General features: G+C 47.3%; 27 protein-coding genes and 1 pseudogene. 24 read left to right on the top strand and 4 right to left on the bottom strand.

Going from position 1 to position 25790, the window contains the following annotated elements; translation table 11 throughout:
• From L696_RS0123715 to L696_RS0123665, 10 genes and pseudogenes are all read left to right on the top strand, one after another.
• The coding region (locus tag L696_RS0123715) for a TlyA family RNA methyltransferase (protein ID WP_049827512.1) at nucleotides 1–781 on the top strand (781 nt) is incomplete at its 5' end.
• 154 nt (nucleotides 782–935) lie between these two features.
• A complete protein-coding gene (locus L696_RS0123710; protein WP_025685864.1) occupies nucleotides 936–1412 on the top strand; it encodes a hypothetical protein in 477 nt (158 codons plus the stop codon).
• A gap of 16 nt (nucleotides 1413–1428) precedes the next feature.
• Complete coding sequence (gene ahrC / locus L696_RS0123705) at nucleotides 1429–1878, top strand: transcriptional regulator AhrC/ArgR (protein ID WP_025685863.1); 450 nt, start codon at nucleotides 1429–1431, stop codon at nucleotides 1876–1878.
• A gap of 58 nt (nucleotides 1879–1936) precedes the next feature.
• Entirely contained in the window at nucleotides 1937–3655 is a 1719-nt protein-coding gene (gene recN, locus L696_RS0123700) for a DNA repair protein RecN (RefSeq protein ID WP_025685862.1), read from the top strand.
• Nucleotides 3656–3778: 123 nt separating this feature from the next.
• The gene (gene spoIVB, locus L696_RS0123695) at nucleotides 3779–4939 is read left to right on the top strand and encodes a SpoIVB peptidase (protein ID WP_025685861.1); all 1161 of its coding nucleotides are present in this window, start codon (nucleotides 3779–3781) and stop codon (nucleotides 4937–4939) included.
• Nucleotides 4940–5155: 216 nt separating this feature from the next.
• On the top strand, nucleotides 5156–5959 hold the full coding sequence (gene spo0A, locus L696_RS0123690) for a sporulation transcription factor Spo0A (RefSeq protein WP_025685860.1): 804 nt from the start codon (nucleotides 5156–5158) through the stop codon (nucleotides 5957–5959).
• 597 nt (nucleotides 5960–6556) lie between these two features.
• The gene (locus L696_RS0123680; protein WP_025685858.1) at nucleotides 6557–8257 is read left to right on the top strand and encodes a methyl-accepting chemotaxis protein; all 1701 of its coding nucleotides are present in this window, start codon (nucleotides 6557–6559) and stop codon (nucleotides 8255–8257) included.
• Nucleotides 8258–8917: 660 nt separating this feature from the next.
• On the top strand, nucleotides 8918–9127 hold the full coding sequence (locus L696_RS32180; RefSeq protein ID WP_025685857.1) for a hypothetical protein: 210 nt from the start codon (nucleotides 8918–8920) through the stop codon (nucleotides 9125–9127).
• A 589-nt stretch (nucleotides 9128–9716) separates the two neighbouring features.
• Nucleotides 9717–9839: pseudogene (locus tag L696_RS32175) on the top strand (S26 family signal peptidase); the annotation flags it as partial.
• Nucleotides 9840–9905: 66 nt separating this feature from the next.
• On the top strand, nucleotides 9906–10310 hold the full coding sequence (locus tag L696_RS0123665) for a hypothetical protein (RefSeq protein WP_025685856.1): 405 nt from the start codon (nucleotides 9906–9908) through the stop codon (nucleotides 10308–10310).
• 100 nt (nucleotides 10311–10410) lie between these two features.
• On the opposite strand, the gene L696_RS0123660 is transcribed toward L696_RS0123665, so the two are convergent.
• Together L696_RS0123660 and L696_RS0123655 are read right to left on the bottom strand one after the other, a co-directional pair.
• Nucleotides 10411–11187: a sporulation protein gene (locus tag L696_RS0123660; protein WP_025685855.1), complete on the bottom strand. Its 777-nt coding sequence runs from the start codon at nucleotides 11185–11187 to the stop codon at nucleotides 10411–10413.
• 170 nt (nucleotides 11188–11357) lie between these two features.
• The gene (locus L696_RS0123655; protein WP_025685854.1) at nucleotides 11358–11954 is read right to left on the bottom strand and encodes a thymidine kinase; all 597 of its coding nucleotides are present in this window, start codon (nucleotides 11952–11954) and stop codon (nucleotides 11358–11360) included.
• 231 nt (nucleotides 11955–12185) lie between these two features.
• On the opposite strand from L696_RS0123655, the gene L696_RS0123650 reads away from it, so the two are divergent.
• The 6 genes from L696_RS0123650 to lipB all read left to right on the top strand — a co-directional run bounded on the left by L696_RS0123650 (nucleotide 12186) and on the right by lipB (nucleotide 18326).
• Complete coding sequence (locus L696_RS0123650) at nucleotides 12186–12398, top strand: hypothetical protein (protein WP_025685853.1); 213 nt, start codon at nucleotides 12186–12188, stop codon at nucleotides 12396–12398.
• Nucleotides 12399–12525: 127 nt separating this feature from the next.
• Complete coding sequence (gene lpdA, locus L696_RS0123645) at nucleotides 12526–13947, top strand: dihydrolipoyl dehydrogenase (protein ID WP_025685852.1); 1422 nt, start codon at nucleotides 12526–12528, stop codon at nucleotides 13945–13947.
• A 140-nt stretch (nucleotides 13948–14087) separates the two neighbouring features.
• Entirely contained in the window at nucleotides 14088–15116 is a 1029-nt protein-coding gene (locus tag L696_RS0123640) for a thiamine pyrophosphate-dependent dehydrogenase E1 component subunit alpha (protein WP_025685851.1), read from the top strand.
• 2 nt (nucleotides 15117–15118) lie between these two features.
• Nucleotides 15119–16105 (top strand): alpha-ketoacid dehydrogenase subunit beta, encoded by a 987-nt coding sequence (locus tag L696_RS0123635; protein WP_025685850.1) that lies wholly within the window; start codon nucleotides 15119–15121, stop codon nucleotides 16103–16105.
• Between the two features lie 88 nt (nucleotides 16106–16193).
• Nucleotides 16194–17585, top strand: a complete 1392-nt coding sequence (locus tag L696_RS0123630) for a dihydrolipoamide acetyltransferase family protein (RefSeq protein ID WP_025685849.1) — start codon at nucleotides 16194–16196, stop codon at nucleotides 17583–17585.
• A 45-nt stretch (nucleotides 17586–17630) separates the two neighbouring features.
• Nucleotides 17631–18326, top strand: a complete 696-nt coding sequence (gene lipB, locus L696_RS0123625) for a lipoyl(octanoyl) transferase LipB (protein WP_025685848.1) — start codon at nucleotides 17631–17633, stop codon at nucleotides 18324–18326.
• Nucleotides 18327–18448: 122 nt separating this feature from the next.
• On the opposite strand, the gene prli42 is transcribed toward lipB, so the two are convergent.
• Nucleotides 18449–18553, bottom strand: coding sequence for a stressosome-associated protein Prli42 (gene prli42 / locus L696_RS30695; RefSeq protein ID WP_155985464.1), 105 nt, complete (start codon nucleotides 18551–18553; stop codon nucleotides 18449–18451).
• Between the two features lie 85 nt (nucleotides 18554–18638).
• On the opposite strand from prli42, the gene L696_RS0123615 reads away from it, so the two are divergent.
• Entirely contained in the window at nucleotides 18639–19772 is a 1134-nt protein-coding gene (locus tag L696_RS0123615; protein WP_025685847.1) for a tripeptidase T, read from the top strand.
• A 57-nt stretch (nucleotides 19773–19829) separates the two neighbouring features.
• Here the strand turns inward: L696_RS0123615 and mciZ are convergent, their stop codons facing one another.
• Complete coding sequence (gene mciZ, locus L696_RS29900; RefSeq protein ID WP_081750786.1) at nucleotides 19830–19973, bottom strand: Z-ring formation inhibitor MciZ; 144 nt, start codon at nucleotides 19971–19973, stop codon at nucleotides 19830–19832.
• Between the two features lie 122 nt (nucleotides 19974–20095).
• On the opposite strand from mciZ, the gene L696_RS0123605 reads away from it, so the two are divergent.
• From L696_RS0123605 to L696_RS0123575, 7 genes are all read left to right on the top strand, one after another.
• Nucleotides 20096–20707, top strand: coding sequence for an NUDIX domain-containing protein (locus tag L696_RS0123605; RefSeq protein WP_025685846.1), 612 nt, complete (start codon nucleotides 20096–20098; stop codon nucleotides 20705–20707).
• A gap of 5 nt (nucleotides 20708–20712) precedes the next feature.
• Entirely contained in the window at nucleotides 20713–21909 is a 1197-nt protein-coding gene (locus tag L696_RS0123600) for an endonuclease Q family protein (RefSeq protein ID WP_025685845.1), read from the top strand.
• A gap of 205 nt (nucleotides 21910–22114) precedes the next feature.
• On the top strand, nucleotides 22115–22768 hold the full coding sequence (gene spoIIM, locus L696_RS0123595; protein ID WP_025685844.1) for a stage II sporulation protein M: 654 nt from the start codon (nucleotides 22115–22117) through the stop codon (nucleotides 22766–22768).
• 102 nt (nucleotides 22769–22870) lie between these two features.
• Nucleotides 22871–23362 carry a ferric iron uptake transcriptional regulator gene (fur, locus tag L696_RS0123590; protein ID WP_049827511.1) on the top strand — a complete coding sequence of 164 codons (492 nt, stop codon included), beginning with the start codon at nucleotides 22871–22873 and terminating at the stop codon, nucleotides 23360–23362.
• Nucleotides 23363–23550: 188 nt separating this feature from the next.
• On the top strand, nucleotides 23551–23793 hold the full coding sequence (locus tag L696_RS0123585; protein ID WP_025685843.1) for a YqzK family protein: 243 nt from the start codon (nucleotides 23551–23553) through the stop codon (nucleotides 23791–23793).
• A 67-nt stretch (nucleotides 23794–23860) separates the two neighbouring features.
• Nucleotides 23861–24808, top strand: coding sequence for a site-specific tyrosine recombinase XerD (xerD, locus tag L696_RS0123580; protein WP_025685842.1), 948 nt, complete (start codon nucleotides 23861–23863; stop codon nucleotides 24806–24808).
• 80 nt (nucleotides 24809–24888) lie between these two features.
• Nucleotides 24889–25713, top strand: a complete 825-nt coding sequence (locus tag L696_RS0123575) for a purine-nucleoside phosphorylase (RefSeq protein WP_025685841.1) — start codon at nucleotides 24889–24891, stop codon at nucleotides 25711–25713.
• Nucleotides 25714–25790: the final 77 nt, after the last annotated feature.

The raw sequence follows: 25790 nt of genomic DNA, 5'->3' as shown, positions 1-25790 counted from the left end.
AAACCCCGCCATTATGGCAGGTCTAGTACTGGCCGACAGCGAAAGGATCGAAAAGGCGGGTATGAAGGTGCCTCGCGATAGCGAGCTTAAAGTAAAAGGCGCAGTGCATCCGTATGTAAGCCGTGGAGGATTGAAGCTGGAAAAGGCTATCCGTCAATTCGAGCTGGATATGAAGGGCAGGACGATGCTGGATATCGGGTCATCCACCGGAGGATTTACGGACTGTGCGCTCCAGCACGGAGCGGAGTATGTATATGCCATTGACGTGGGATATAATCAGCTGGACTGGTCGCTTCGTAATGACGAACGGGTATGCGTAATGGAGAAAACGAATTTCAGATATATGACGCCTGCGGATTTGAACGGTCCTGTGCCGAATTTCGCAAGTATTGATGTTTCTTTTATTTCGCTGCGAATTATATTACCTCCATTGCTTGCGTTGCTGCATCAGCCTGCTGACATTGTGGCTCTGATCAAGCCGCAATTTGAAGCCGGGCGTGAAAAGGTGGGGAAATCGGGTGTCGTTCGTGATTCCGCAACGCATAAAGAAGTGTTGCAAACCATCCTGACGTTCTCGCATGAGCTGGGACTTTCGCTGCAAGGATTGGCTTATTCCCCTATTACGGGTGGGGAAGGCAATATTGAATTTTTGGCCCATTGGCGTTTGGATAAGTCTGCTGGTGTAGACCCGCAACATGAAAATGTTGATTTCCGTCCGTTAATTGACCTTACTGTTCAGGAAGCGGGTCAGACCTTCAATAATGGTCCATCGCGTAAGTAACATTCAGGGGTTCTCAAGAGTTCTGTGAACTTAAGGGAACCTCTTTTTGGTGTGAGGGATTGATCAACGAACTCACGTTCGCATATAATGAGATATACAGGAGAAAAGGGATTTTACCTTCTGTCCTAGAATATGTCCATGAGGTGATCGATTCATGGATACGCGATATGATACGGTTATCATTATTGTGATCGGCGTAATATTAGCGGTATGGGCATTTTATGGCCTGCGCACCTGGTTAAAGGAGCCGGGACCGCTTGTGTTAAAGACGATACCGATTAACGAGGAGATGGACGAAGGGCCTGCTGTGGATTTGCTGGAAGACGCGGGTTATGAACTGGTGGGCGGAAAGATGAAAATACCGCTTGCTTTTAAAGTGAATGGACATACCGTGTATAGCCGTTTGTTTATAGACTATGTGGCTGTGCGAAAAGGTTCGACATATATGGTCAAAACGTCGCGTCGCAAGAGACCGATGGAGTGGAATGGTCCTGATTTGCGGGACAGGCTTCTGCCTTATCTACTGCTTTATCCGGGCTGTGTGGGCGTATTGTACGTTGATACGGACGATCAAAGTATCCGCCTTATTACATTGGTGGAAGACATCGAAGAAGAGGAATATGAAGAGTAATCCATAGGAGGATTTTATGAAGGGTCAACGACATATTAAAATCAGGGAAATTATTTCACAACGGGAAATTGAAACGCAGGACGATCTGGTGGAAGCTTTACGCAAGGCTGGTTTTCAGGTCACTCAAGCTACCGTATCTCGGGATATCAAGGAACTGCTGCTTATTAAAGTTCCGATGGATGATGGCAGATATAAGTATTCGATGCCCTCAGATCAGCGATATAACCCGGCGCAGAAGCTGAAACGTACATTGGTGGATAACTTTTTGCATATTGACTATACGACCAATCTGATCGTGATGAAGTGCTTGCCGGGGACGGCAAATTCGATTGCAGCATTACTGGACAACATTGAATGGTCTGAAATTATGGGCACCATTAGTGGCGATGACACCATTTTGATTATTTGCCGTTCGGAAGAGAACAGTGAGACTATTGTGAATCGTCTTATGGGCTACATTTCCTGAACACATTTCTCAGGCTTATTAGACGTTTGAATTCGTACATCATAGAGGTGAAAGAACGATGCTGGTCACTTTATCTATACGAAATTTGGCAGTCGTAGAGGCTGTCGATGTTCATTTTTATAAAGGGTTCCACGTATTGACTGGGGAAACAGGCGCGGGTAAATCGATCATTATTGATGCTCTCGGTCTGATTGCTGGAGGCAGAGGTTCCGCTGATCTGGTCCGTTATGGATGTGAAAAGGCAGAAATGGAGGCGCTGTTTGAGCTTCCTGTAAAGCATCCGGTCTGGGCAACGCTAGAAGAACAAGGAATCAAAGCGAATGCGGAAGAGCATCTATTAATTCGGCGGGAATTGACCGTACAAGGCAAAAGTTCATCACGGATTAACGGACAAATGGTTAATTTAACGATGCTGCGCGAGGTAGGAGAGCAACTCGTCAATATTCATGGTCAGCATGAGCATCAAAGTTTGCTACGCGCAGACCGCCACCTGACGTTGCTGGATACGTTCGGTGATTCGGTCATCGGTCCGGTCAAAATGCTCTACAGAGAGCGTTATAATGCTTTTGTCAAAGCGGAAAAAGAAGTGCGGGAGCTGCAAAGCTCCAGTCAAAAAGCCTACCAGCTATTGGACATGTACCGGTTCCAATTGGAGGAAATTGCTGCTGCTGAGCTTAAATTGGGAGAGGATGAATTATTGGCAGAAGAACGGGTCAAGCTATCCCATAGTGAGAAAATGATGGATGGGATATCAGGAGCCTACGAGCTGCTAAGTGGCAGAGGCGGACTGGACATGATTAATAACGTGTTGTCCAGCTTGAATGATGTCCAAGGTTACGACAGCAAAAGCCTCCAGCCCATTGCGGAGCAGATTCAATCTGCTTTTTACCAGTTAGAGGATGCGGCGTTCCAATTACGCTCATACCGTGAGGATATTGAATTTAATCCGGGCAAGCTACATGAAGTGGAGCAACGGCTAAACCAAATTACCGGATTACAGCGAAAATATGGTGATAGTATTGAGCAGATTTTGGAATACTATAGCCGTATTGAGCAGGAAACCGATATGCTGGAGAATAAGGATGAACGGCTGGAGCAGTTAATTGCCAAGCGGGATGAATTGCTTTCGGATTTGCTCCAGATTGCAGAAGAGCTTACAGAAGCGCGTGAAATTTGTGCTGAAGAGCTGGCCGAGCAGGTAGAGCAGGAGCTAAAGGATCTGCAAATGGAAAGAACGTCACTCAAGGTACGTATTGATCCGATTGAAGATCCGCGCGGATACGAATATAAAGGTCGGCGGGTACGGCCAACCAAGCAGGGCATTGATAATGCGGAGTTTCTGATTTCACCGAATCCGGGGGAGCCGCTTCGTCCACTGGGCAAGATTGCCTCTGGTGGTGAGCTGTCCCGTATCATGTTGGCGATGAAAAGTATTTTTGCCCGTCATGATCAAATTCCGGTACTCATTTTTGACGAGGTGGATACTGGGGTCAGTGGTCGTGCGGCTCAATCCATTGCGGAAAAACTGTATCGTTTGTCTTCCGTCTGTCAGGTGTTCTCCATTACTCATTTGCCGCAGGTGGCATGTATGGCGGATCATCAGTATCTCATTGAAAAAAATGTTCATGACGAACGTACAATGACGCAAATTGAGGCGTTAAACGAGGACGGACGTGTGAAGGAATTGGCGCGTATGCTGGGCGGCGTGGAAATTACCGAAAAAACTTTGCATCACGCACAGGAAATGCTGAATCTGGCGGAAGGAAAGAAAGCCTGAAAAGAGCGGCTGGCGTAATGATTAACAGTTATAAAAGCCTGGGGGCAAGGTTACCTTATAGGTACGCAATTGGCGACCACCTTTACTCGTCAAGCGAAAGAAGCAAAGGGAGCGTGACAGCCATTGAATTTTTACTCCAGGATCAAATTGCTCGGTCTTTTGCTTGTTTTTCTTATTTGTTGTATCGGTAACGCCAAGCCTGTGCATGCAGCGCTGCCTCCACAAGCTTCTCTGGAATTATTCGGTTCCCATGTAGCGAAGACGACTCAAGATAGCGTGATTCCCGACTTGAAGGTGTATCCAGGGGGTCAGACGATTGGGGTCAAAGTAAAATCTTCAGGGGTGCTTGTTGTTGGTCATCATGTCATTCAGGAAAGTATGGACCGCAAGGTGTCACCTGGAGAGACGGCCGGGATTCGTCTCGGTGACCGGATCACCCATATGAATGGAAAACCGCTGGATAGCCTGACAAGGGTAGCGGAGGCTGTAGAGGAAGCAGGCAAGAACAAAAAGCCGCTCGACATCACGCTTTGCCGAGGGGAGCAGACGATTTCCACCAAGCTGACACCAGCTTATGATCGCGATGACAAAGCTTGGCGGCTTGGACTGTATATCAGGGACTCGGCTGCGGGTGTAGGCACCTTGACCTTTTACGCACCGGATCAGGGGGTATACGGGGCCTTAGGGCACGTTATCACCGACATGAATACCCAGACCCCCATTGTTGTGGGGAGCGGGGAAATAGTACAATCCAATGTGACGTCAATTGCGAAAAGTCAAAGTGGTGAACCTGGGGAAAAACGCGCACATTTTCTCAAGGATCATCGGGTGTTAGGTAATATTGAACGAAACACGAACTTCGGGATTTTTGGGAAGATGTCAGATGAGCCGCAATATGGTTTATATTCCAAGCCGATTCCTGTGGCACTTGCAAATGAAGTAAGGGAAGGACCCGCAGAAATTTTGACTGTATTGGAAGGTCAGCAGATTCAGCGGTTTCAGGCAGAGGTCGTACACATTTCTCAACAGGATAAACCGGCAACCAAAGGACTTGTTATCCGTATCGTAGATCCAAAGCTACTGGACAAGACCGGGGGAATTGTACAAGGGATGAGCGGAAGCCCAATTATTCAAAACGGCAAGCTCATCGGGGCTGTGACGCATGTATTTGTTAATGATCCGAAATCAGGCTACGGCTGCTTTATCGAATGGATGCTACGCGATGCAGGAATCATGCAGAATAACATAAGCTTCAAATCATCCTCGAATCTTAAGGCGAGCTAGTGGCCTTAAGATTTTTTTGTCGAAAGCCCAAGAATAAGCTCGTAATAGCAAGTTAAAGAATTAATTATAATGGAAACAATAAATAAAATAAATAAAAATAATTTTCGACAGAAGGAATTCATAATTCGATGTCGAAATCATATACTCCGACAAGAAATATTTATTTGCTGTAAACTGATATCCTAACTGAAGAACACTCAATAAGGAGGAAGTACATTGCAAAAAATTGAGGTATTGTTGGCTGATGACAACCGGGAATTTACGAATCTGCTTGCCGAATATATTTCCGATCAGGAGGATATGGAAGTTACAGGAATCGCCTATAATGGTGAAGAAGTGCTCCAACACATCGCAGAATCCCGCAACGTACCTGATGTACTTATTTTAGATATTATCATGCCTCATCTGGATGGTCTCGGTGTATTGGAGCGCTTGAGAGAAATGAACCTGTCTCCACAGCCGAAAATCATTATGCTGACTGCATTCGGTCAAGAAAATATTACGCAAAGGGCCGTACAGCTCGGGGCATCTTATTATATTTTGAAGCCGTTTGACATGGAAGTGCTTGCCAACCGCGTTCGTCAATTGGTGGGGCCACAATTAGTCAGCAGCAGTCCGTTGACCATTTCTTCCATGCGTTCTAATGTGGTTCCAATGGGGAAAACTAAAAACCTAGATGCCAGTATTACGGCCATTATCCATGAAATCGGTGTGCCAGCCCACATTAAGGGTTACCAATATTTACGCGAAGCCATTACGATGGTGTACAATAATATTGAAATTTTGGGTTCTATCACCAAAACATTATATCCGGCAATCGCCGAAAAATTCAAAACGACGGCATCTCGCGTGGAACGCGCCATTCGTCATGCCATCGAGGTAGCATGGACACGTGGCAATATCGACAGTATCTCTCACTTATTTGGATATACGATTAATATTTCTAAATCCAAGCCAACGAATAGCGAATTTATTGCGATGGTAGCTGATAAGCTGCGGATTGAGAATAAAGTGTCCTGAAAGGGTTAGAATGATTGATCCGAGATTAGCTATGTTAAACTGATAAAATTATATGTAGCATATCAATTGATACCGTTATTTATTGGGATTGTGAAAAATCCAATAAATAACGGTATTTTTAATACTGGTGAAGGCTAATGTTTCATAAAAAAAAGACTGGTAAACGGCTCATCTGTATAAAGGTTAAAAGAGACCAAATGCTATATGAGCCTAACGCAGTAAATATGCCAAAAATGATTAGAACAACTAAAGGAATCACACTAAGTGTAATTCCGGCAACGGCTAGTCCGCGACCAGAAGAAGATTTTCTTGCAACCATACCAAGTTACTACGCCTACGCTATTTTAGGGATAATCATAGAAGGAGTAAATGAGGTTTTTAAGCATTCCCCTTGCTATATGGCGGAACTATTGCTCGAGATCAACATAACACGTCCACGCTGTTTATAAAACAAACCTGAATCAGCTTCACTAATCATCACAAAGTAAAATTTTCCCTTTTGGAAACAGTTCTGAAAAATCTCTTTAGTTTGATATAAATAATGTGTTGATTCTTGTCGATATAATATTTACTAAAAAGAGATTGAGGAGCGAATATATGAAATTCAACATCCGAACAAAATTGTTATTAGGTTTTCTTACGGTTATTGTTTTATTGATTCTCATAAGTACAGTGTCCATCTCAAAAATGAAAAACTTAGGTGACACATCGATGGAAATTGATAGTCATTGGATGCCGAGTGTGACTATTCTGGGAACTTTAAACGGTGATGTTTCCGATGTAGAGCGGCTCTCATTGAATATAATTGTAGAACGTGACCCTGAGGAAGTGAAAAAGGTTGAAACTGAATACAATCAGGTTTTGAAAAAGGTCGAGAACGGCCGAAAAACATACGAGAAATTAATTGCTACTCCTCAAGAACGTGAAATGTATGATGATTTCTCCAAAAAATATTCAGAGTACCTGGATAAATTGCCAGAAGTGATTGCAGCGGGCAAAGCTAACGATTATGCTCAATCAAGCATTCTTCACAAAGAGTCTTATGCGCTATGGAATAACGCAAACGATATGATTATTAAGCTCATTAAATTGAATGCAGATGGATCAAAACTGACTACGAAAGAAGCAGTTGACAACTATATTTCAGGTAGACAAATGGTCATCGTTTTAAGCGTTGCAGCAGTCGTCTTGGCGCTGGTGATTTCTATCCTCATAGCGCAATCCATATCCAAACCAATCTTGCGAATCAGTCGCGCTGCTGAGAGAATAGCAGCAGGTGATCTGACGGGCGAGGAAATAACAGTGAAGAGCAAGGACGAGATCCATGCCTTGTCACATTCTTTTAATGCAATGGTTCAAAACCTGCGCCAACTGATTCAATCGGTTAGTAAAACGTCAGAGTTGGTAACTACTTCCTCAGAGGAATTGACAGCCAGCGCAGAACAAAATAGCCAAGCTTCCGCACAAATAACCGAGACGGTGCAAGAAGTAGCTACAGGCACGGCTCAACAGGTGGATATGGTTACGAAGTCATCCCAAGCTATTGAGGAAATGTCTATCGGTGTTGAACAAATTGCCATTCGTGCGCAAAATGTATTTGCATCTGCTCAGGATGCGGCCCACAAATCAGCTGAAGGTAACCAACTGATTCAACAGGCTGTTACACAAATGAACGCAGTAAATCATTCGATGAATGGTCTGGCTGATCTTATGGCTGGATTGGGAGAGCGTTCCGACGAAATTGGCAAGATTATTGATGTGATCACCAATATTTCAAGTCAGACAAATCTTCTTGCCCTGAATGCTGCAATTGAAGCAGCCCGAGCAGGAGAACACGGTCGCGGATTTGCTGTAGTTGCGGGTGAAGTGCGCAAATTGGCTGAACAATCGGCTTATTCTGCTCAACAAATTACGGAGCTTGTTGGGTTGATTCAAAAGGACACTGCCCATGCGATCGAGGCTGTAGCGTCCAATGGAAAAGATGTCATGACAGGTCGGGAAGTCGTGCAGAATGCAGGTGCATCCTTTGAACTGATTCAGGAAACCGTTAATAAAGTAGCGAGTGAGATTGAAGAGGTATCCGCTGGATCGGAGCAAATGTCTGCAAGTACGGATGAAGTCGTTGGCTTTGTCAGACAAATTTCAGCGATTGCCGAGGAAGCCGCAGCCGGAACACAGCACGTGTCTGCTGCAACACAAGAGCAACTGGCATCGATGGAGGAAATTGCTTCAGCTGCAAGAAACCTGTCTACCATGGCAGAGGACCTGCAAGGGCAAATCGGCAAATTCAAAGTATAATTGAGATCAACATAGTTTTAGATGGAACTCAGCAGAGACAGTGTGGGTGTAATAGCCCGCTGCTGTCTCTTTTTATTTTGTGAGGGGTGGTACAAGGGGCACATTGAGTTGATTGCTCTGACCAAGAAATATACGGAAAACGGGGACTACCATGTGTCCATGAAAACAGAAGGAAGCGGGTGACCCAAGAGATTATTAAAGACTTCGGATCGTTCGCGTTGCCATTTTTTAAACCATTTGAAGATGGAGAAGTGCCGACAGAGCAAAGTTTATAAAGTAGAGAATGAATCTAACTTTGAAAAAAGTTTAGCTAGGAATTAATTCTTATTATCCAAGTCATACCAATGAAGTGTCTTAATAACGAGGTTTCATTTTAGAAATAGATGTATTCTGTTATAAGCGAAGTGTAGTATTTTAGCTTGCTCCATGATTGTTTATCTTGATGCTATCGTGGGAGATAACTGTAGTCCTCCTGATTTTCACATGTGCAAAGTGATTATATATGCCGATTTGAATGAATGTCAATTATGTCCAAAAATTGAAGAGTGTTAACCAATATCCTATCATTCCAAATTCCAGTCTAAGCATGATAGTGTAAAGCTATATTAAGCATTATAAGTATAAGTAACAACAATACATAAACAGAAAAAGGTGAGTCTTTTGAATAACGACAAACATCCTGTAACTGAATTTGGATGGGCGATTAAGCAGAAGTTGGTTGAAAGGCATATGGATCAACAGACCTTTTGCAAGACTTATCAAATTCCAGCTTCCCGCTTGTCAAATCTTATACACGGCACCCGTAAAGCCAAGCGATACAGGAGACGGGTATCTGAATTGCTCGGTATTGATGATACATTTACCAAATAGGAGTTCAAAGGTAATTCGTTCTACATATTAAAAAGAGGAGTGTTATATATGATAGAGAATCCACACAAGCTTAAAGTACGTTCCCATTCTCACCATTGCCTATTCTGTAATAGTAAAGAGTCGATTGTTCTGTATAGAGGAATTGTGATTTGTGCCGAATGTTATCTGAAAGTCACTAAAAAACCTCCTGTAGTGGAAACTCCAAAGAAAATTAAGAAGGATTGAAAAAGATAGCCCAATAACCGCAGATGTGTTAATATATTGATAATTATGGTAAATGATGAATACTTTATGAATAGGTCATCCTCTCGGGGGTGACTGTTTTTGTTTGTATTTTGCAAAATTTAAACATGGATTGGGACTATCAATGTAAGTGATGATGTAAAGTCATACTCAGTGAATGGGCCTTCGATGCAGCCTACTATGATGGTAGGGGATCATATGGCTGTGGATAAGCATTATTATAAGGAGAACGATTTCCATAGAGGGATATTATCGTTTTTCAGAAGGATGATGTACAATTTGTAAAAAGGCGACTTACCTAACATGCTTAATTTCCTACTGAGAAGGTGAGTCGGATGTTGTACCGGAGGGTATGATTTCTGTGTTGGGAGACAATCGGATGAACAGTACAGACAGTCGTGTTCTCGGATATATTTCAATGAATAAGGTTATTGCATTGAACGGGATTCCGTTAGACGAAATAAAATAAAGCTTGTATTATACGGGCAAGTGGAACTAACCCAAATGAATTTAAAGCAAAGGCGGGGATGAAGGCATGTGGAATAGTCTAACTTGGGTGATCGTCGGCGTGTTGTTGGTGGCGTTGGGTTGGATTGTTATGGCATGGCGTGGTCGCAGCAGCAACAAACAAGTGAATGAACAGCGGGGCAGTAATGTCGTTGAATTTCGTCCTCGTAAGTCTGTCCGACAATCCCGCATCGGGAACGTGTCCAAGTCTAAGGTATCTTCCGGTTCTCGCGAGAATACAGACGCAACAGAGATTCAAGTCCAATCTGGGTTTGGACTGTCTGACTCTATCCAGGGCACGGGCAAGCAAAAATGCTCCTTTTGTAAAAAAGAAGACAAATTAACCTTTTACGCAGATGACAATGGTTCTCTGTATGGGGTATGCAAGGCTTGCAAGCACAAGGCGGAACGGCAGGATATGCTGCCACTTTAGCCTATGCAGACGATACGGAATCGGTAGAGTATTTTGAAGATCATTAAAAATCCCCAACCGTGAGTTAAACGGCGGGGATTTTTTTGTTATATCTACATATTTATCGAAGCTGTCTGTCGATCAGTTCCTCCAGCGCATCTGCGATATGATCTGGTCCATAAGACAGCTCTTCCCGGCTTAAGCTCAACCAGGCATGACGCTCGTCCATATCAAAGGCAGTCTCCAGCCAGCCGGATAACCCTCTGCCTCTACGATCTACTTCGACAAGCACATGTACGCCTTCGGGCTCCAACTGCATAATCAGTTCTAGCTCCTCGATATCGCGTGCATATTCCGATCCGGGCGTAAATTCAAATTCCTGCACGTACGGAACACCGCGTCCCAGCTTGGGATGACGTTCGCAGGTGGAGGAATGGAATCGGAAGCCCAACAGGTGAACGGCCTCAAACACCGTACTCATATAGGGATGCGGCTCGATTTTGAGTGAGTCACGGTCGGTCGGGTCCAAGGCCATACCGATGTCTAATGCTGTATCCAGCCATACGGGCTGTTTGGCATGAGTGACAGGTGTTTCCAATGGCAACCAAAAAGAAAAAGGGATTTCAAGCTCCTGTCCTTGCTTTAAATGAAAGCCGTCGGATACCTTGACCCGAGCGATGCAGCAGGTGGAAGTGGTTTTCTTGTCATCGTGCTCTTCGATATATTCTGTTTTGAGTTCGATGTCAATTTTACCGATTTCCTGATCAATTTTACCGCCTTTGATACGCATGATGCCACTAAGCTCTTCGCCAGGGACATACACGGCCTGGTCCACCAATGTATCGACTTTAGCTGAACCGATTCCTGCGCTTGCCAAGATTTTGTTGAAAAAACTCATAAGTAAGCCCCCCGATAATATCATGGTCATGGTGTTCATACGAAAACTAAAAAACTTATACTGCTTAACAGAATATACGGGGCAATTGCTCGAATCGTTCCAAAAAAATACAAGAAAAAAATCCGCTGGTTATCATGCCTGTATCGCAGTCTGACGGCAAATTCTCCGTGCTAATCGCAGTTTACTTTATGGGGTGGTATGAAGCAATTACGGCAACGCGGTTCATATGCCTCAGAGTCGCCGATCATTACGATGGGCCCTACAGTGGAAGGCTTTCCGTTCACCATACGCTGGGTATATACAGCTTTCGAACTTCCACATACGGCGCAAAAGGAAGCTAGCTTTTCGATGTCATCTGCCATGGCGAGTAAACCGCCAACATATCCGAATTCCTTACCCCGGTAGTCCAAATTGAGTCCATCTGCAATCACGTGCTTGCCACAGTAGGCTAACTCCTCCACTAACATCATAATATGACGGCTGAAAAACTGTACTTCGTCAAAGGCGACCACATCGGCATCCTTCGTTTCTTCCAAAATCCGCTGAACAAGCTCATCTGTGAGCTTTTTCGGAATGGAGATGGCGGGCAGCCGATATCCGATGCGGCTTACAATTTCATCCTTGGCGTAGCGGTTATCTTCAGCTGGTTTGTAAGCGACCACCTTACGGTGCCCGTATTGAATTAATTTTTGACAGCGGCGAATCAGTTCGCCGGATTTTTCGCTAAACATGGGGCCTGTAATGATCGTAATTCGTCCTGTAGGCAACGCGAATTCCCCTCTCTGTAACATGCGCATAACGCTGTGAATCTATTATTCCCGAAAGAAAAGGCCATTATAGATTACCATAATGTGCAGCAAACAGACTAGAGAAAATATATTGTTTTTCGACATGTTATTGTATATCTATTCTTTGAGCGTAAATGTGGACGTCATTGCCCTGTTGCCGTGAGCATGATATGGTGAAGTATAGTGGAATAGAGGGAAGAGGGGACAGGCATGAACCAAAATGATACGGATTATAGTGCCAAAATAGAAGCATTACTGGAGCAAGGGCTGGTAAGCCAAGAGGCACAGGAGTTGATGACGGAGCTGGAGACAGAGCTGGACCTTCTGCGCAAGCAAAATGAATCCTTTCGCAAAGCGCTACGGGCCAAAACAGCTCAAACTCCAAGAATGTCTACCAAGTTACGGGACGCTTTGTATGAGTAATTTACAGTAGATGCCGGGAACGGGTTGTTAGACGGCCTATAGTCTATGCATAAACACTATATTTTGTACAGAGAAATAAAGAGAGTACAATAAGCTATATATAATCAATGTTAAATGGAGGAGAAGCATGACTATACATTGTGATGTCGCTATTTTGGGCGGAGGAACCGGAGGGTATGTTGCAGCGATTCGCGCTGCCCAGCTCGGCAAGGAAGTCGTTATTATCGAAAAGGACAAGCTAGGTGGAACCTGTCTGCACCGTGGATGTATCCCAAGCAAGGCTTTGCTGCGCAGTGCGGAAGTGTATGCGACGATTAAGGAAAGTGCGCAATACGGCATTGAGACCTCGGGAGCGCAGCTTGTTTTTCCCAAGGTACAAGAGCGGAAGGAAGCCGTTGTAGAGCAGTTACATCAGGGCGTGCAATTTTTGATGCGTAAAAATAAAATCACGGTGCTGAGCGGCAAAGGGCGCGTGATTGGACCGTCGATTTTTTCTCCAAAAAGCGGCGCAGTTGCCGTGGAGCTGGAAGATGGCGAGATGGAGACGATTGTTCCCGCCCATCTCATTATTGCAACGGGATCACGCCCGCGTGTGCTACCCGGATTGGAGCCGGATGGCGAATTTATTTTGAGTAGTGACGAAGCGTTGACGATGGAAGAATTACCAGCCTCGCTGATTATCGTAGGTGGTGGCGTTATTGGCGTGGAATGGGCTTCCATGCTGAACGATTTTGGCGTGGAGGTTACGGTGGTCGAGGCGGCGAATCGGCTTATTCCAACCGAGGACGAGGATGTTTCGCGTGAAATGCAGCGCCTCTTAACCAAGCGTGGTGTCAAGGTGCTGACAGGCTCGCAAGTGCTGGCTGAAACGTACGGCAAGGATGAGGAAAGCGTACAGATTGACGTGCAAAAAGGGGACGAAACCGAAACACTCAGCGCTTCCAAGCTGCTCATTTCGGTAGGTCGTCAGGCGAATGTGGAAAATATCGGACTGGAAAATACGGATATCCGCGTAGAGCGTGGCTTTATCTCGGTTAATGAGCATTTGCAGACGAATGAGCCGCATATTTATGCGATCGGGGATTGCATCGGAGGCTTACAACTGGCGCACGCGGCGAGTCATGAAGGGCTACTGGCAGTCCATCATCTGGCGGGCGAAGTGGTTCACAGCGTACCGAATCATCTGATTCCGCGTTGTATTTATACACGTCCTGAGGCAGCTAGTGTTGGCCTGACAGAGCAAGAAGCCCGTGAGCGTGGACATCAGGTGAAGACAGGGAAGTTCCCTTTTCAGGCTATCGGAAAATCGCTGGTGTATGGCAGTCGGGACGGCTTCGTCAAAGTGGTTGCTGATGAGGAAACAAATGATATTCTCGGTGTACATATGATCGGTACACATGTGACGGACCTTATTAGCGAGGCGGCTCTTGCGCAGCTGTTGGATGCTACGCCGTGGGAAGTCGGACAGCTTATTCATCCACATCCGACATTGTCGGAGATTTTGGGAGAAGCGATGCTGGCGGTTGATGGACAGGCGATAGGGATATAATTTATCTTAATAAATCGGTGCTTTTCTTTTTGGGGAGAAAAGGATTATAATGGGGTTAGCCAGAGTTTAGTACCAGGTTTTAAGACAAGATGGTACTAGGTGATGGTAGTAGGATGTTTGATTCTTAAGGAGGTGCCTCAATGAGTTCAAAAGGCGCTGTAGACGCTGGCTTCAGACATGAACAGCTGGGACTTACTAACGGACAAGTTATTGACATGTACAGATATATGCTGCTCGCAAGAAGATTTGACGAGCGCAACATGCTCCTGCAACGGGCAGGGAAAATTAATTTTCACGTTTCCGGCATTGGACAGGAGGCGGCACAAGTAGGTGCGGCTTTCGGGCTGGATCGGGAGAAGGACTATTTTCTTCCCTATTACCGGGATTACGGATTCGTGCTTGCGGTTGGTATGACGCCACGCGAACTGATGCTGTCGGCATTCGCCAAGGCGGACGATCCCAATAGCGGTGGTCGGCAGATGCCGGGTCATTTTGGCAGTAAACGGCTGCGTATTGTGACAGGCTCCAGCCCGGTGACGACGCAGGTTCCACACGCAGTAGGTGTAGCGCTGGCTGCCAAGATGCAGAAGAAGGATTTTGTATCGTTCGTTACATTTGGGGAAGGCTCCAGCAACCAGGGAGATTTTCACGAAGGCTGTAACTTTGCAGGCGTACAGAAGCTGCCAGTCATCATTATGTGTGAAAACAATCAATATGCGATATCGGTTCCGGTTCATAAGCAAATGGCGGGCAAGGTGAGCGACCGTGCTTTGGGATACGGATTCCCTGGAATTCGGGTCGATGGTAACGATGCGCTGGAAGTGTATGCAGCCGTCAAGGAAGCGCGTGAACGTGCTATTCGTGGCGAGGGGCCAACGCTTATTGAAGCGATGATGTACCGCCTGTCTCCTCACTCCACCTCGGATAACGATCTGGCTTACCGGACCAAAGAAGAAGTGGATGAGAACTGGGCCAAGGACGGCGTAGCCCGTATGAAAAATTATTTGCTGGAATGCGGCATTTGGGATGAGGCCAAGGACGCGGATTTGTCGGCTGAGCTGCTGCTCGAGGTCAAGGAAGCGATTGAATATGCGGATAATGCGCCTTTTCCGAAGCCCGAAGATACGCTACTGCATGTATATGCTGACAGCGATGGGGAGGGCCGGTAATTATGGCGGTTATGGAATATATTGATGCGATTCGTCTTGCCATGAAGGAAGAGATGGAGCAGGATGAAACGGTTTTTGTGTTAGGTGAGGATGTTGGTGTTAAGGGTGGTGTCTTTACGACCACCAAGGGTCTTATGGATCAATTCGGTGAGCAGCGTGTCTTGGATACGCCATTGGCAGAGTCGGCTATTGCCGGAGTTGCGATTGGTGCGGCCATGTACGGAATGAAGCCGATTGCCGAAATGCAATATTCTGACTTCATGCTCCCGGCAACCAATCAGATTATTAGTGAAGCAGCTAAAATTCGCTATCGCTCTAATAACGACTGGAGCTGTCCTGTTGTGATACGTGCGCCTATTGGTGGCGGTATTTTTGGCGGCTTGTATCATTCACAGTGTCCGGAATCTATCTTTTTTGGTACACCGGGTCTGAAAATTGTAGCTCCTTTTACCGCGTATGATGCCAAGGGACTGCTGAAAGCAGCGATCCGCGACCCTGATCCGGTGCTGTATTTTGAGAACAAAAAGTGCTACAAGCTGATCAAGGGTGAAGTACCTGAGGACGATTACATTGTTCCAATTGGCAAAGCCAATTTGCTGCGTGAAGGTGACGATATTACAGTCATCGGATACAGCCAGCCGCTGCATTTTGTCATGCAGGCTGCTGAGGAGCTGGAGAAGGAAGAGGGCATTACTGCACACGTTGTGGACTTGCGCACACTCCAGCCGCTGGATCGTCAGGCCATCATTGAAGCTGCAAAGCATACGGGCAAGGTACTCATCGTGCATGAAGACAACAAAACGGGTGGCATCGGTGCCGAGGTATCCGCAATTATTAATGAGGAATGTCTGTTCGAGCTGGATGCGCCGATTGAGCGTCTGTGCGCTCCAGACGTGCCTGCAATGCCGATCAGCCCGCCGATGGAGAAGTTTTATATGTTAAACAAGGATAAGGTTAAGGAAGCGATGCGCCGTCTTGCAATGTATTAATATGGAGCGGATTAGACGAAAGCATTCCAAAAGTGTAGCGGGGGCAGCGGTACAACGCGCCCTCCTATGATGTTAAGGAGTTGAAAAAATGTCAGACCAAACACAATGGACCGACGTGACCATGCCCCAATTGGCAGAGTCGCTTGTATCGGCGACAATTGCAAAATGGTTGAAACAACCTGGCGAAACGGTGGAGCAATTCGAGCCGATTTGCGAGGTCATTACAGATAAAGTGAACGCGGAAATTCCATCGACATTGGATGGTATTATGGGTGATCTGTTAGCAGAGGAAGGTCAGACGGTAGCTGTTGGAGAATTGATTTGCCGTATTCAGACGAAGTCAGCTACACCTGCTGCATCAACTGGGGCGACATCCGCTGCACCGGTACCTCAGGGCAACGCACAAGCACAATTCCAGCAGGGTACTGCTTCGGATCAATCCATGCGAGGACGGTTTTCCCCGGCGGTGCAAACACTGGCTGCTCAGCACAGTATAGACTTGAATCAGGTGACAGGCACGGGCATGGGCGGACGAATTACCCGTAAAGATGTGCTGAATTATGTACAACTGGGGGGATCTACTCAGGCGGGAGTGTCTGAACAGCCGACTGCGACGACATCAGGACAAGGCTCTCCTTTTGCCGGAAGACAGCAGTCCACCGCTCAGCATAGTATACCAATTCAAAATATGGACCCTGCTATTCCGGTTCGTAACAGTGGCATTCATTTGACGGAGGCTCCAAAAGCTCCTGTGATCGAAGTTGAGGGTAGCAACAATAACAGATCGGAGTATTTTATCGATGTTACACCGATTCGCAGTGCGATTGCCCGCAATATGCGGCAAAGCGTCTCGGAAATTCCACATGCCTGGACGACGATTGAGGTGGATGTGACCAACCTGGTGATGCTCCGCAACAAGATCAAAAACGAGTTCAAGCAAAAAGAAGGCATCAATATTACGTATCTGGCTTTCCTCATGAAAGCAGTCGTGAATGCCATCAAGGAATATCCGATCATGAACTCGGTGTGGGCTGTGGACAAAATTATCGTCAAAAGAGACATCAATATTTCATTGGCCGTGGGTACTGAGGATTCCGTTCTTACCCCTGTTATTAAAAAAGCGGACCAGAAAAATATTGCTGGATTGGCTCGTGAAATTGACGATTTGGCACGTAAAACCCGGGAAGGCACGCTCAAACTGGACGACATGCAAGGCGGAACGTTCACTGTAAACAACACAGGCTCCTTTGGTTCAATTTTATCTTATCCGGTGATTAACTATCCGCAGGCTGCAATTCTTACCTTTGAATCCATTGTCAAAAGACCAGTGGTTATTGATGATATGATTGCGGTTCGCTCGATGGCTAATCTGTGCTTGTCGCTGGATCATCGCATTTTGGATGGAGTGATTTGCGGACGATTCCTGCAACGGGTTAAAGAAAATCTTGAAGGCTACACCTTGGATACGAAGCTTTACTAATCATCCGAACAGTTGGGTAAATGGACGGAGAGGAAGTGACAGGCCGTGAACAGACGACCGCTTGATGTAACCTATACGAATAGGGTGGAGTATGCACATGCATGGGATGTCCAGAAAGATATTGTAGGGAAGGTGGATGCGGGAGAGGTGAGGGAAACGCTTATGCTTCTCCAGCACCCGCCGACCTACACGATTGGCTCTCAGCAACATCCTGAGCATCTGCTTCTCACACCGGAGCAGTTGAAAGCTCAGGGAATCAGTGTCTTTCAGATTGACCGCGGAGGAGACATTACATATCATGGACCGGGGCAACTGGTCGGATATCCTCTGATTATGCTCGGCAACCGGGAGGCGCTTGACCTGCACGGATACCTCCGGAGTCTGGAAGAGGTGATCATTCGGTTGCTGGCGTCCCATGGTATTGAAGGAAGCCGCAAGCCAAAATACACAGGGGTATGGGTCGGGAATCTTAAAATCGCGGCTATAGGAGTCAAATTTAACAAATGTAAGCACCGTCGCGGCTTTGTGACCAGTCATGGTTTTGCCTTCAATATCAAATCAGGGATACAGCATGAGGGCTTTCAAGGTATCGTTCCATGCGGAATTCAGGAATACGGAGTGACTTCATTGGAGGATTGCACACAGCAGACCTTTTCAGTGGAGCAGATTGCGAAGGAGATTGTACCTTACTTTGAGGAGCAATTTTCATTTGCGGCGGAATGGCAAAGTCATTCCCTCTAATAAAGCAAAGGCGGGCTATTCTGTGATTACACGGAAGCCCGCTGTTTTCTTGCGCCACAACTTGTCCGCCTACAGCCTCCATGGAGCATGGGGACGGCAGAATATCTTGAGAGCGCAATTCATTATAGTGGCATAATCAACGGCTCAATCACCATGAACAGCGTAGAGCCAATCATCGCAGCGAGCATAATGTAGATGAAAAAACGAACCCATTTTTTGTTCGGCATGTGTAACTCCTTTAGGATAGGTTTAAGTCAGATATAAGACTATCTATCCGTATTGTAGCGTAAACGGGAAAGAGAGGGAAGTTCAATGACAGCAAAAGTAGTGAAAGAACGCATCGTGCAAGAATTTATAGAACTCGTACAGGTCGATAGCGAAACCAAGCACGAGCAGGAAATATCGCGTGTTCTGAAAGAAAAATTCAATGCACTCGGGCTGGAGGTAACAGAAGACGATTCCCGCGAAAGAACCGGACATGGTTCGGGTAATCTGATCGTAACCTGGAAGGCGGAAGGCGCGGAGCAAGCACCTAAATTGTTTTTTACCTGCCACATGGATACCGTTACACCAGGCAAAGGCATTAAGCCGCAACTAGGTGAGGATGGATGGATTCGCAGTGACGGTTCAACCATTTTGGGGGCAGACGATAAGGCAGGGATTGCCGCTTTGTTCGAGGCGATTCGTGTCGTGCGTGAGCAGAAAATTCCCCATGGACAAATTCAGTTTGTGATTACGGCAGGTGAGGAGTCCGGTCTGTTCGGCGCGCGGGCAATGAAACCGGAATTGCTGGATGCGGACTTTGGGTATGCATTGGATTCCAATGGTGAAGTAGGCTCCATTTGTGTGGCTGCGCCAACGCAGGCTCGTATTGAAATGAAAATTACAGGCAAGTCCGCTCATGCAGGTGTAAATCCCGAAGATGGCATCAGTGCCATTCAAGTAGCCTCCAAGGCCATTTCCAAGATGAAGCTGGGACGGATTGATAAGGAAACGACCGCTAACATAGGCAGCTTCGAGGGCGGCGGAGCAACGAATGTGGTATGCGATTTTGTACTGATCCGGGCGGAAGCACGCAGTATTGTGCAGGAGAAGGTGGATCATCAAATCCAGCATATGCGTGAAGCACTGGAAACTACCGCGCGTGAATTTGGTGCACAAGGCGAGTTCCGGAGCGAAGTTATTTATCCGGCATTCAGCTTTACGGAGCATGATGAAATTGTGCAGGTTGCTCAGCGTGCTATACAAGGGCTGGGGCTGGCAACGCCGATCTTCCATTCCGGTGGTGGCTCGGATGCCAATGTATTCAACGGACTGGGAATTCCAACGGTGAATTTGGCTGTTGGCTACCAGAACATTCATACGACACAGGAAAAAATCAAGGCAGATGATCTGGTGAAGGTTGCCGAAGTGGTCGTAGCCCTTATTCAAGAGGCGACGAAGTAAGACTCGCACGATACACATAAGGTTCAGGCTAAAGACAGGAACAGCGTTCCCTTGTCTTTAGACCTGAACCTTTTTTGGAACCACGAGCGAGGCGATCGTGGTAGTGGAGCCGTGTTCCTTTTGCCATTGCCGCAGGAGGGCTTGAATCTGCCAGGCTTTGCCGACAATATGGAGAGTGGTTTCGGTACGGTAGCTTTTCATTGGCGAATCTCCTTTGAACAGGGGAATTTGTTATAATACCACCATATGCTCGAAGTGGACAAGTTATACTAAAGTTGGCGATAGTTAATGAAAAGATAGATGACGAAGGAGGAAACATACTGATGAACAATCAACAGAACGATCCAGTGAACGATCTATTGAACAATCCAGACCGCAAGCCTTATTCCAATCCTGCGTTGGAGGAAAAAACGGTATCCACGCAGCCCATTTTTGAAGGAAAAGTGATTACGTTGCAGGTGGACACGGTAGAGCTTCCAGACGGCTCCACGGGTAAGCGTGAAATCGTGAAGCATCCGGGGGCGGTGGCCGTGTTGGCGCTGCATGAGGGGAAAATGCTGGTTGTGGATCAGTACAGACAGGCGATGGGCCGCTGTGAGGTGGAAATCCCGGCAGGTAAGCTTGAGCGGGGAGAGGACCCGATGGAAGCAGCGGGACGCGAGCTGAGAGAGGAGACAGGCTATACTGCCAAGTCGCTGAAGCTGCTGCACTCCTTTTATACTTCCCCCGGATTTGCGGATGAAATCATTCATCTTTATGTGGCCGAAGAGCTGGAGTTGGGAGAAATGGAACTGGATGAGGATGAATTTCTAGAGCTGTTCGAGGTGACGCTGGAGGAAGCACAGGCGCTCATTCGTGAAGGTCGGATTAGTGACGCCAAAACGATTCTGGCTGTCTATGCGTGGCAGCTTTACCAACACACAGGGAGCTTTTAAGCGGTATGAACGGAAATACGGTGAAAATTACAGATTGCTATGCTGACCTCCATATTCATATCGGAAGAACGGAAAAGGGAGCTCCGGTCAAAATTAGTGGCAGTCGTGACCTGACCTTTGCCAACATTGCCAAGGAGTCATCCGGTCGCAAGGGCATCGGACTGATCGGGATCATTGACTGCCACGCACCGAACGTACAGGAGGATATCCACGCTTATTTGCATACGGGTGAAATGACGGAAATCAGCGGTGGTGGTATCGCGTACCGGGATACGGTTGTGCTGCTGGGAACGGAGCTGGAGATTCGGGCTGAGGGTCGTCCCGAGGCGCACATCCTGGCCTATTTTCCCCATTTGGCGGCGATGGAGGATTTTACGCAATGGATAGCTCGGCACATGAAAAATGTCAATCTCAGCTCGCAGCGTATCTATGCCCCGCCACGCGAGCTACAGCAGCAAATTTACGGTCGTGGAGGCATTATGGTGCCAGCGCATGTGTTCACCCCTCATAAGGGCATATACGGAAGTTCTGCGGCCCGTATGGAGGAACTGCTGGATATGCAGCTCATTAGCGGAGTGGAGCTGGGGTTAAGTGCGGATTCGTCTATGGCCGGATTGATCTCGGAGCTGGATCGTTTCAGCTTCCTGACCAATTCCGATGCCCATTCGCTCGGCAAAATTGGACGGGAGTACAACAAATTATCCATGGCAAGGCCATGCTTTGATGAATTCCGAATGGCTTTGGAGCGTCAGGAAGGACGACGGGTGTCTGCCAACTACGGATTAAATCCAAAGCTGGGCAAGTACCATCGTTCCTACTGTCAAAGCTGCGGTACGATTATGGATGAGCAGCAGATGGCGGATGAACGCTGTCCTGCCTGTGGTCATACCAAGCTGGTACGGGGCGTACTGGATCGGATATGGAGTATTGCCGATCGTGAGCAGCCCGTGATTCCATCACATCGGCCGCCATACATTTACCAGATTCCACTGGAATTTATCCCCGGTCTGGGCAAAGCCAAGCTGAACCACCTGCTGAATGCGTTCGGAACAGAAATGAATATTTTACATGAAGTCACACAGGAGGAACTGGCGGCGGTTGTCGGAGACGCGTTGGCAGAGCAAATTGTCCTTTCCCGGGAGGGACGGCTTTCCCTCGTATCCGGTGGTGGCGGGACATACGGCAAAATAGCCAGGTCCTAATAAAGTCTTGTCCCGATAAAGTCATGTCCTATTAAAGTCATATCGGGGTCTGCTTGTTCATAACCATTAAATATCTATGCCGTTGGCTTGGCACATCACTCGTGAATCTTCTTTTGCAGCGCAAGCTGCCCTGAACCCTAGCCATCAGCCGTCGGATTACGGTTGTTTTTTGGACAAACAAGCAGATGAAAGGGGCAGGACGTCGATGCAGTGGTTTCGTCATACGTTAAAGGATCAGACGCCGTATTATCTTTTTTTGGCCGTGCTGTTTCTGGTAGGAGTCGTTTTTGGTGCACTGATGGTGAACGCGCTCTCGCTGGAGCAGCTACAGGATTTGTCGCGTTACCTAAAGGATTTTTTTGTGACGGTCAATCAAAATGAGCAGGGCTTTACTGGTTCGCAAGCGACCTCAACCTTTTGGGATAGTGTGTCTCTACATCTAAAATGGGTCGGTTTAATCTGGGTATGCGGTCTTTCAGTCATCGGTCTTCCTGGCATTCTTGTACTGAATTTCCTCAAGGGTGTGTTGATCGGATTTTCCGTAGGCTATATGGTGGGGCAATATTCGTGGAAAGGGCTGTTATTTTCCCTCGTCTCCGTGGCTCCCCACAATTTAATCGTCATTCCGGTGCTGCTCGTGTGCAGTGTGGCTGCGATGACCTTTTCCATTCATATGATCAAAACTAAAATACTCGCTACACGGACATCTGTTGGCATGCTTCGTCCTTTGCTGTCCTACGCAGGGCTGACCGCTGCAATGATGTTGCTCCTCGTTGGTAGCGCGTCCTTTGAAACTTGGGTCACTCCAGTCATGATGCAGTGGGTTACTCCCATGCTGACTGCCTCCGTGTCTCCCTGACCCCGTTTCAAAATGTTTGACTTTATTTGTATAGACCCCCTATAATAATAGGAGTGAAAAAAAGTGCAGTGGGCAGTAGCTTTTGCAGGGGGAGGGAGACACATGGAAGCACGGATCGAAAAAATTAAGCAGCAGCTGCAATCCCAGGGCTACAAACTAACGCCTCAGCGGGAAGCCACCGTCAGAGTTTTACTTGAGAACGAAGATGATCATCTGAGTGCGGAAGATGTATTTATGCTCGTTAAAGAGAAAGCTCCCGAAATCGGTCTGGCAACCGTATACCGTACCCTAGAACTGCTAAGTGAACTGCACGTCGTGGAGAAAATCAATTTTGGTGATGGCGTTGCGCGTTATGACCTGCGCGGCGATACGACCAAGCATCACCACCACCATTTGATATGTGTGCAGTGCGGCAGTGTGGATGAAATACTGGAGGATTGGCTTGGACCGCTGGAAGAGCGTCTGGAACGGGAATATAATTTTACCGTAGTGGACCACCGTTTGGACTTTCACGGCATTTGTTATCGTTGCAAGACGAAGAACGATACGACAGCCCAGAAATTTTTGGGTAAAACCAAGAAAAACAAATCTTAGGATTAATAAGCTGACAACCCAAGCTCTCACCGACGAAGACGCGTTCGGGGAGAGCTTTTTTAGTTGGGGACTTTTTTGGTTCGGGATCTGCTATACGACATTAAGCGGTATAAAAAGGAACAGCTTGTCATACCCTTCCATAGAGAGCCTTAACAAGGCCTATAATCTGGAAAAGGCGGCTGATTCATATGGTACTATCGTTGCGGAGAGGACTAAAATGGCTGCGTCTGTTCATACTGTTCGGGGTTTTGGCATGTATGTTCTACTATAGCCTCGGGTTGTTTAGGGATTGGATTACACCTGTGGATCATTACCGGATACCGGAAGGACATGCAGTCAAGGTATTCGGCGGGCAGGAATTATCCGACGTACCCGAGTATAAGACGGCGGTGTCGGAGCGTCTGCGTTTCTTTTACTGGTATGGAGAATAGTCCATGTAGACGCTGAGACTGATCCGATTGAACCGTTGTATGCAGGACAAGGAGACTTCTGGAACTCATGAAAATGTATATTCAACCTTTTGTTCGATATATGGAAGAGGAAAAGGGCTTGTCGCCCAGCACATTGGAAGCGTATCATCGGGACGTACAGCAGTTTGTCGAGTTCGCTGAAAGCTGCGACATCGAGCAGCCGGACCATGTTCAACGCTCTCATCTGGTGCTTTATTTGGGACGCTTGAAGGAACAGGGAAAAGCCGCGGCGACGATTTCGCGCAGCGTAGCCTCTATCCGCTCCTTTTTCCATTTTCTCATTCGGGAGGGGATTACGGGTCATGACCCGTCTGTCTTGCTGGAGCTGCCGAAGGCCAACAAAAAGAAGCCTTCAGTGCTCACGCAGGATGAGATAGAACGTCTGCTGGCAGCGCCGAATGTTTCCACCCCGCAAGGGGGACGGGACAAGGCGATGCTGGAACTGCTGTATGCGACAGGAATTCGCGTATCCGAGCTGATCGCCCTGAACATACGTGATGTACGCACCGATATGCGCTTCGTTCACTGTGGCGGTGAGGCGGGTAAGGAGCGTGTCGTGCCGATCAGCCGTGAGGCATCGCAGTGGGCACAAGCGTATATGGACGAGCAGCGTGCGTTGTTGCTGCGATCCGGGCAGAATGAGGAATCTCGGGTAGTAGAACAGGAAGCCTTGTTCCTCAATGTATCCGGTCAGCGTCTCAGCAGACAGGGCTTTTGGAAAATGATCAAGAAGTACGGTCAGGAAGCAGGCATAAGCGGGGATATTACACCGCATACCCTGCGGCATTCTTTTGCGGTACATATGCTGGAGGGCGGAGCGGATTTGCGCTCCGTACAGGAGATGCTGGGCCATGCCGATCTGTCCACGACGCAGGTTTATGCGCAGACAGCCAAGCGAAGTATGAAGGAAGTCTACGAAAAGCATCATCCGCACGGCGGCAATCGTCCGTCCAGCGACAGCAAGGATCGCATGTGACGACGATTTACCATAGTCATCACTGTAGTAACGATCACAGCAACTATAACTAACGATTGTACAAGACAGGAGAGATATTGATGTCAACAGCCAACCAAGCAACGATTCAGGAAGCAGCAGATTATATCCGTGCCAAGAGCGGAATCCGTCCGGAAATTGGCCTTATTTTAGGCTCGGGTCTCGGCATTCTGGCCGATTTGATTCAGGATGGAATTAGTATTCCTTATCAGGATATTCCCCATTTTCCCGTATCGACGGTAGAAGGTCATGAAGGAGAATTGCTGCTAGGTACCATTGAAGGTCGCGCTGTAGTTATGATGAAGGGCCGCTTCCATATGTATGAGGGCTATGGCCCGCAGCTTACGGCTTTCCCGGTTCGGGTCATGAAGCAATTGGGTATTCAAAGTCTGCTGGTGACAAATGCGGCAGGCGGTGTCAATACGTCTTATGAGGCAGGCGATCTGATGGTTATCTCGGATCATCTCAATCTGACCGGACAAAATCCGCTGATCGGACCGAACGATGCAGCTCTGGGCGTTCGCTTCCCTGACATGTCGGAGGCATACAGCCGTCGCTTGCGCGAGATTGCCAAGCAAACCGCTGCTCAGCAGGGCTTCAGCTTGCAGGAAGGCGTATATGCCGGATTGCTGGGTCCAAACTATGAAACGCCTGCTGAAATCGTTATGCTGCGCACACTGGGTGCAGACGCGGTGGGTATGTCCACGGTGTCCGAGGTTATCGTAGCCCGTCATGCAGGCATTGAGGTGCTGGGCTTCTCCTGCATCACGAATATGGCGGCAGGCATCTTGGATCAGCCCCTGTCCCACGATGAAGTAATGGATACAGCAGAGAAGGTACGTGAGAAATTTTTAAATCTCGTTTTGGCGATCATTCCACAAATGTAGATCGTTATATCCCAAGTACCCCGTTTCCGAACGCCATCTAAGGCCGTAGGAAAACGGGGTTTTTTGCGTACTAATCG

The sequence above is a fragment of the Paenibacillus maysiensis genome (assembly GCF_000520815.1).
GTDB classification, from domain to species: Bacteria; Bacillota; Bacilli; order Paenibacillales; family Paenibacillaceae; genus Paenibacillus; species Paenibacillus maysiensis.
Note: the sequence above shows the minus strand (reverse complement) of the source record. Positions and strands in the feature narration are given on the sequence as shown.

Coding starts and splice junctions, on each gene's coding strand:
- L696_RS0123575 (WP_025685841.1), top strand. CDS start 24,889: ATGTCAACAGCCAACCAAGCAACGATTCAGGAAGCAGCAGATTATATC.
- L696_RS0123650 (WP_025685853.1), top strand. CDS start 12,186: ATGAACCAAAATGATACGGATTATAGTGCCAAAATAGAAGCATTACTG.
- L696_RS0123710 (WP_025685864.1), top strand. CDS start 936: ATGGATACGCGATATGATACGGTTATCATTATTGTGATCGGCGTAATA.
- L696_RS0123630 (WP_025685849.1), top strand. CDS start 16,194: ATGTCAGACCAAACACAATGGACCGACGTGACCATGCCCCAATTGGCA.
- lpdA (WP_025685852.1), top strand. CDS start 12,526: ATGACTATACATTGTGATGTCGCTATTTTGGGCGGAGGAACCGGAGGG.
- L696_RS0123635 (WP_025685850.1), top strand. CDS start 15,119: ATGGCGGTTATGGAATATATTGATGCGATTCGTCTTGCCATGAAGGAA.
- L696_RS0123585 (WP_025685843.1), top strand. CDS start 23,551: ATGGTACTATCGTTGCGGAGAGGACTAAAATGGCTGCGTCTGTTCATA.
- L696_RS0123600 (WP_025685845.1), top strand. CDS start 20,713: ATGAACGGAAATACGGTGAAAATTACAGATTGCTATGCTGACCTCCAT.
- spoIIM (WP_025685844.1), top strand. CDS start 22,115: ATGCAGTGGTTTCGTCATACGTTAAAGGATCAGACGCCGTATTATCTT.
- mciZ (WP_081750786.1), bottom strand. CDS start 19,973: ATGAAAAGCTACCGTACCGAAACCACTCTCCATATTGTCGGCAAAGCC.
- L696_RS0123615 (WP_025685847.1), top strand. CDS start 18,639: ATGACAGCAAAAGTAGTGAAAGAACGCATCGTGCAAGAATTTATAGAA.
- xerD (WP_025685842.1), top strand. CDS start 23,861: ATGAAAATGTATATTCAACCTTTTGTTCGATATATGGAAGAGGAAAAG.
- prli42 (WP_155985464.1), bottom strand. CDS start 18,553: ATGCCGAACAAAAAATGGGTTCGTTTTTTCATCTACATTATGCTCGCT.
- L696_RS0123680 (WP_025685858.1), top strand. CDS start 6,557: ATGAAATTCAACATCCGAACAAAATTGTTATTAGGTTTTCTTACGGTT.
- fur (WP_049827511.1), top strand. CDS start 22,871: ATGGAAGCACGGATCGAAAAAATTAAGCAGCAGCTGCAATCCCAGGGC.
- L696_RS0123665 (WP_025685856.1), top strand. CDS start 9,906: ATGTGGAATAGTCTAACTTGGGTGATCGTCGGCGTGTTGTTGGTGGCG.
- L696_RS0123605 (WP_025685846.1), top strand. CDS start 20,096: ATGAACAATCAACAGAACGATCCAGTGAACGATCTATTGAACAATCCA.
- L696_RS0123660 (WP_025685855.1), bottom strand. CDS start 11,187: ATGAGTTTTTTCAACAAAATCTTGGCAAGCGCAGGAATCGGTTCAGCT.
- ahrC (WP_025685863.1), top strand. CDS start 1,429: ATGAAGGGTCAACGACATATTAAAATCAGGGAAATTATTTCACAACGG.
- recN (WP_025685862.1), top strand. CDS start 1,937: ATGCTGGTCACTTTATCTATACGAAATTTGGCAGTCGTAGAGGCTGTC.
- L696_RS0123640 (WP_025685851.1), top strand. CDS start 14,088: ATGAGTTCAAAAGGCGCTGTAGACGCTGGCTTCAGACATGAACAGCTG.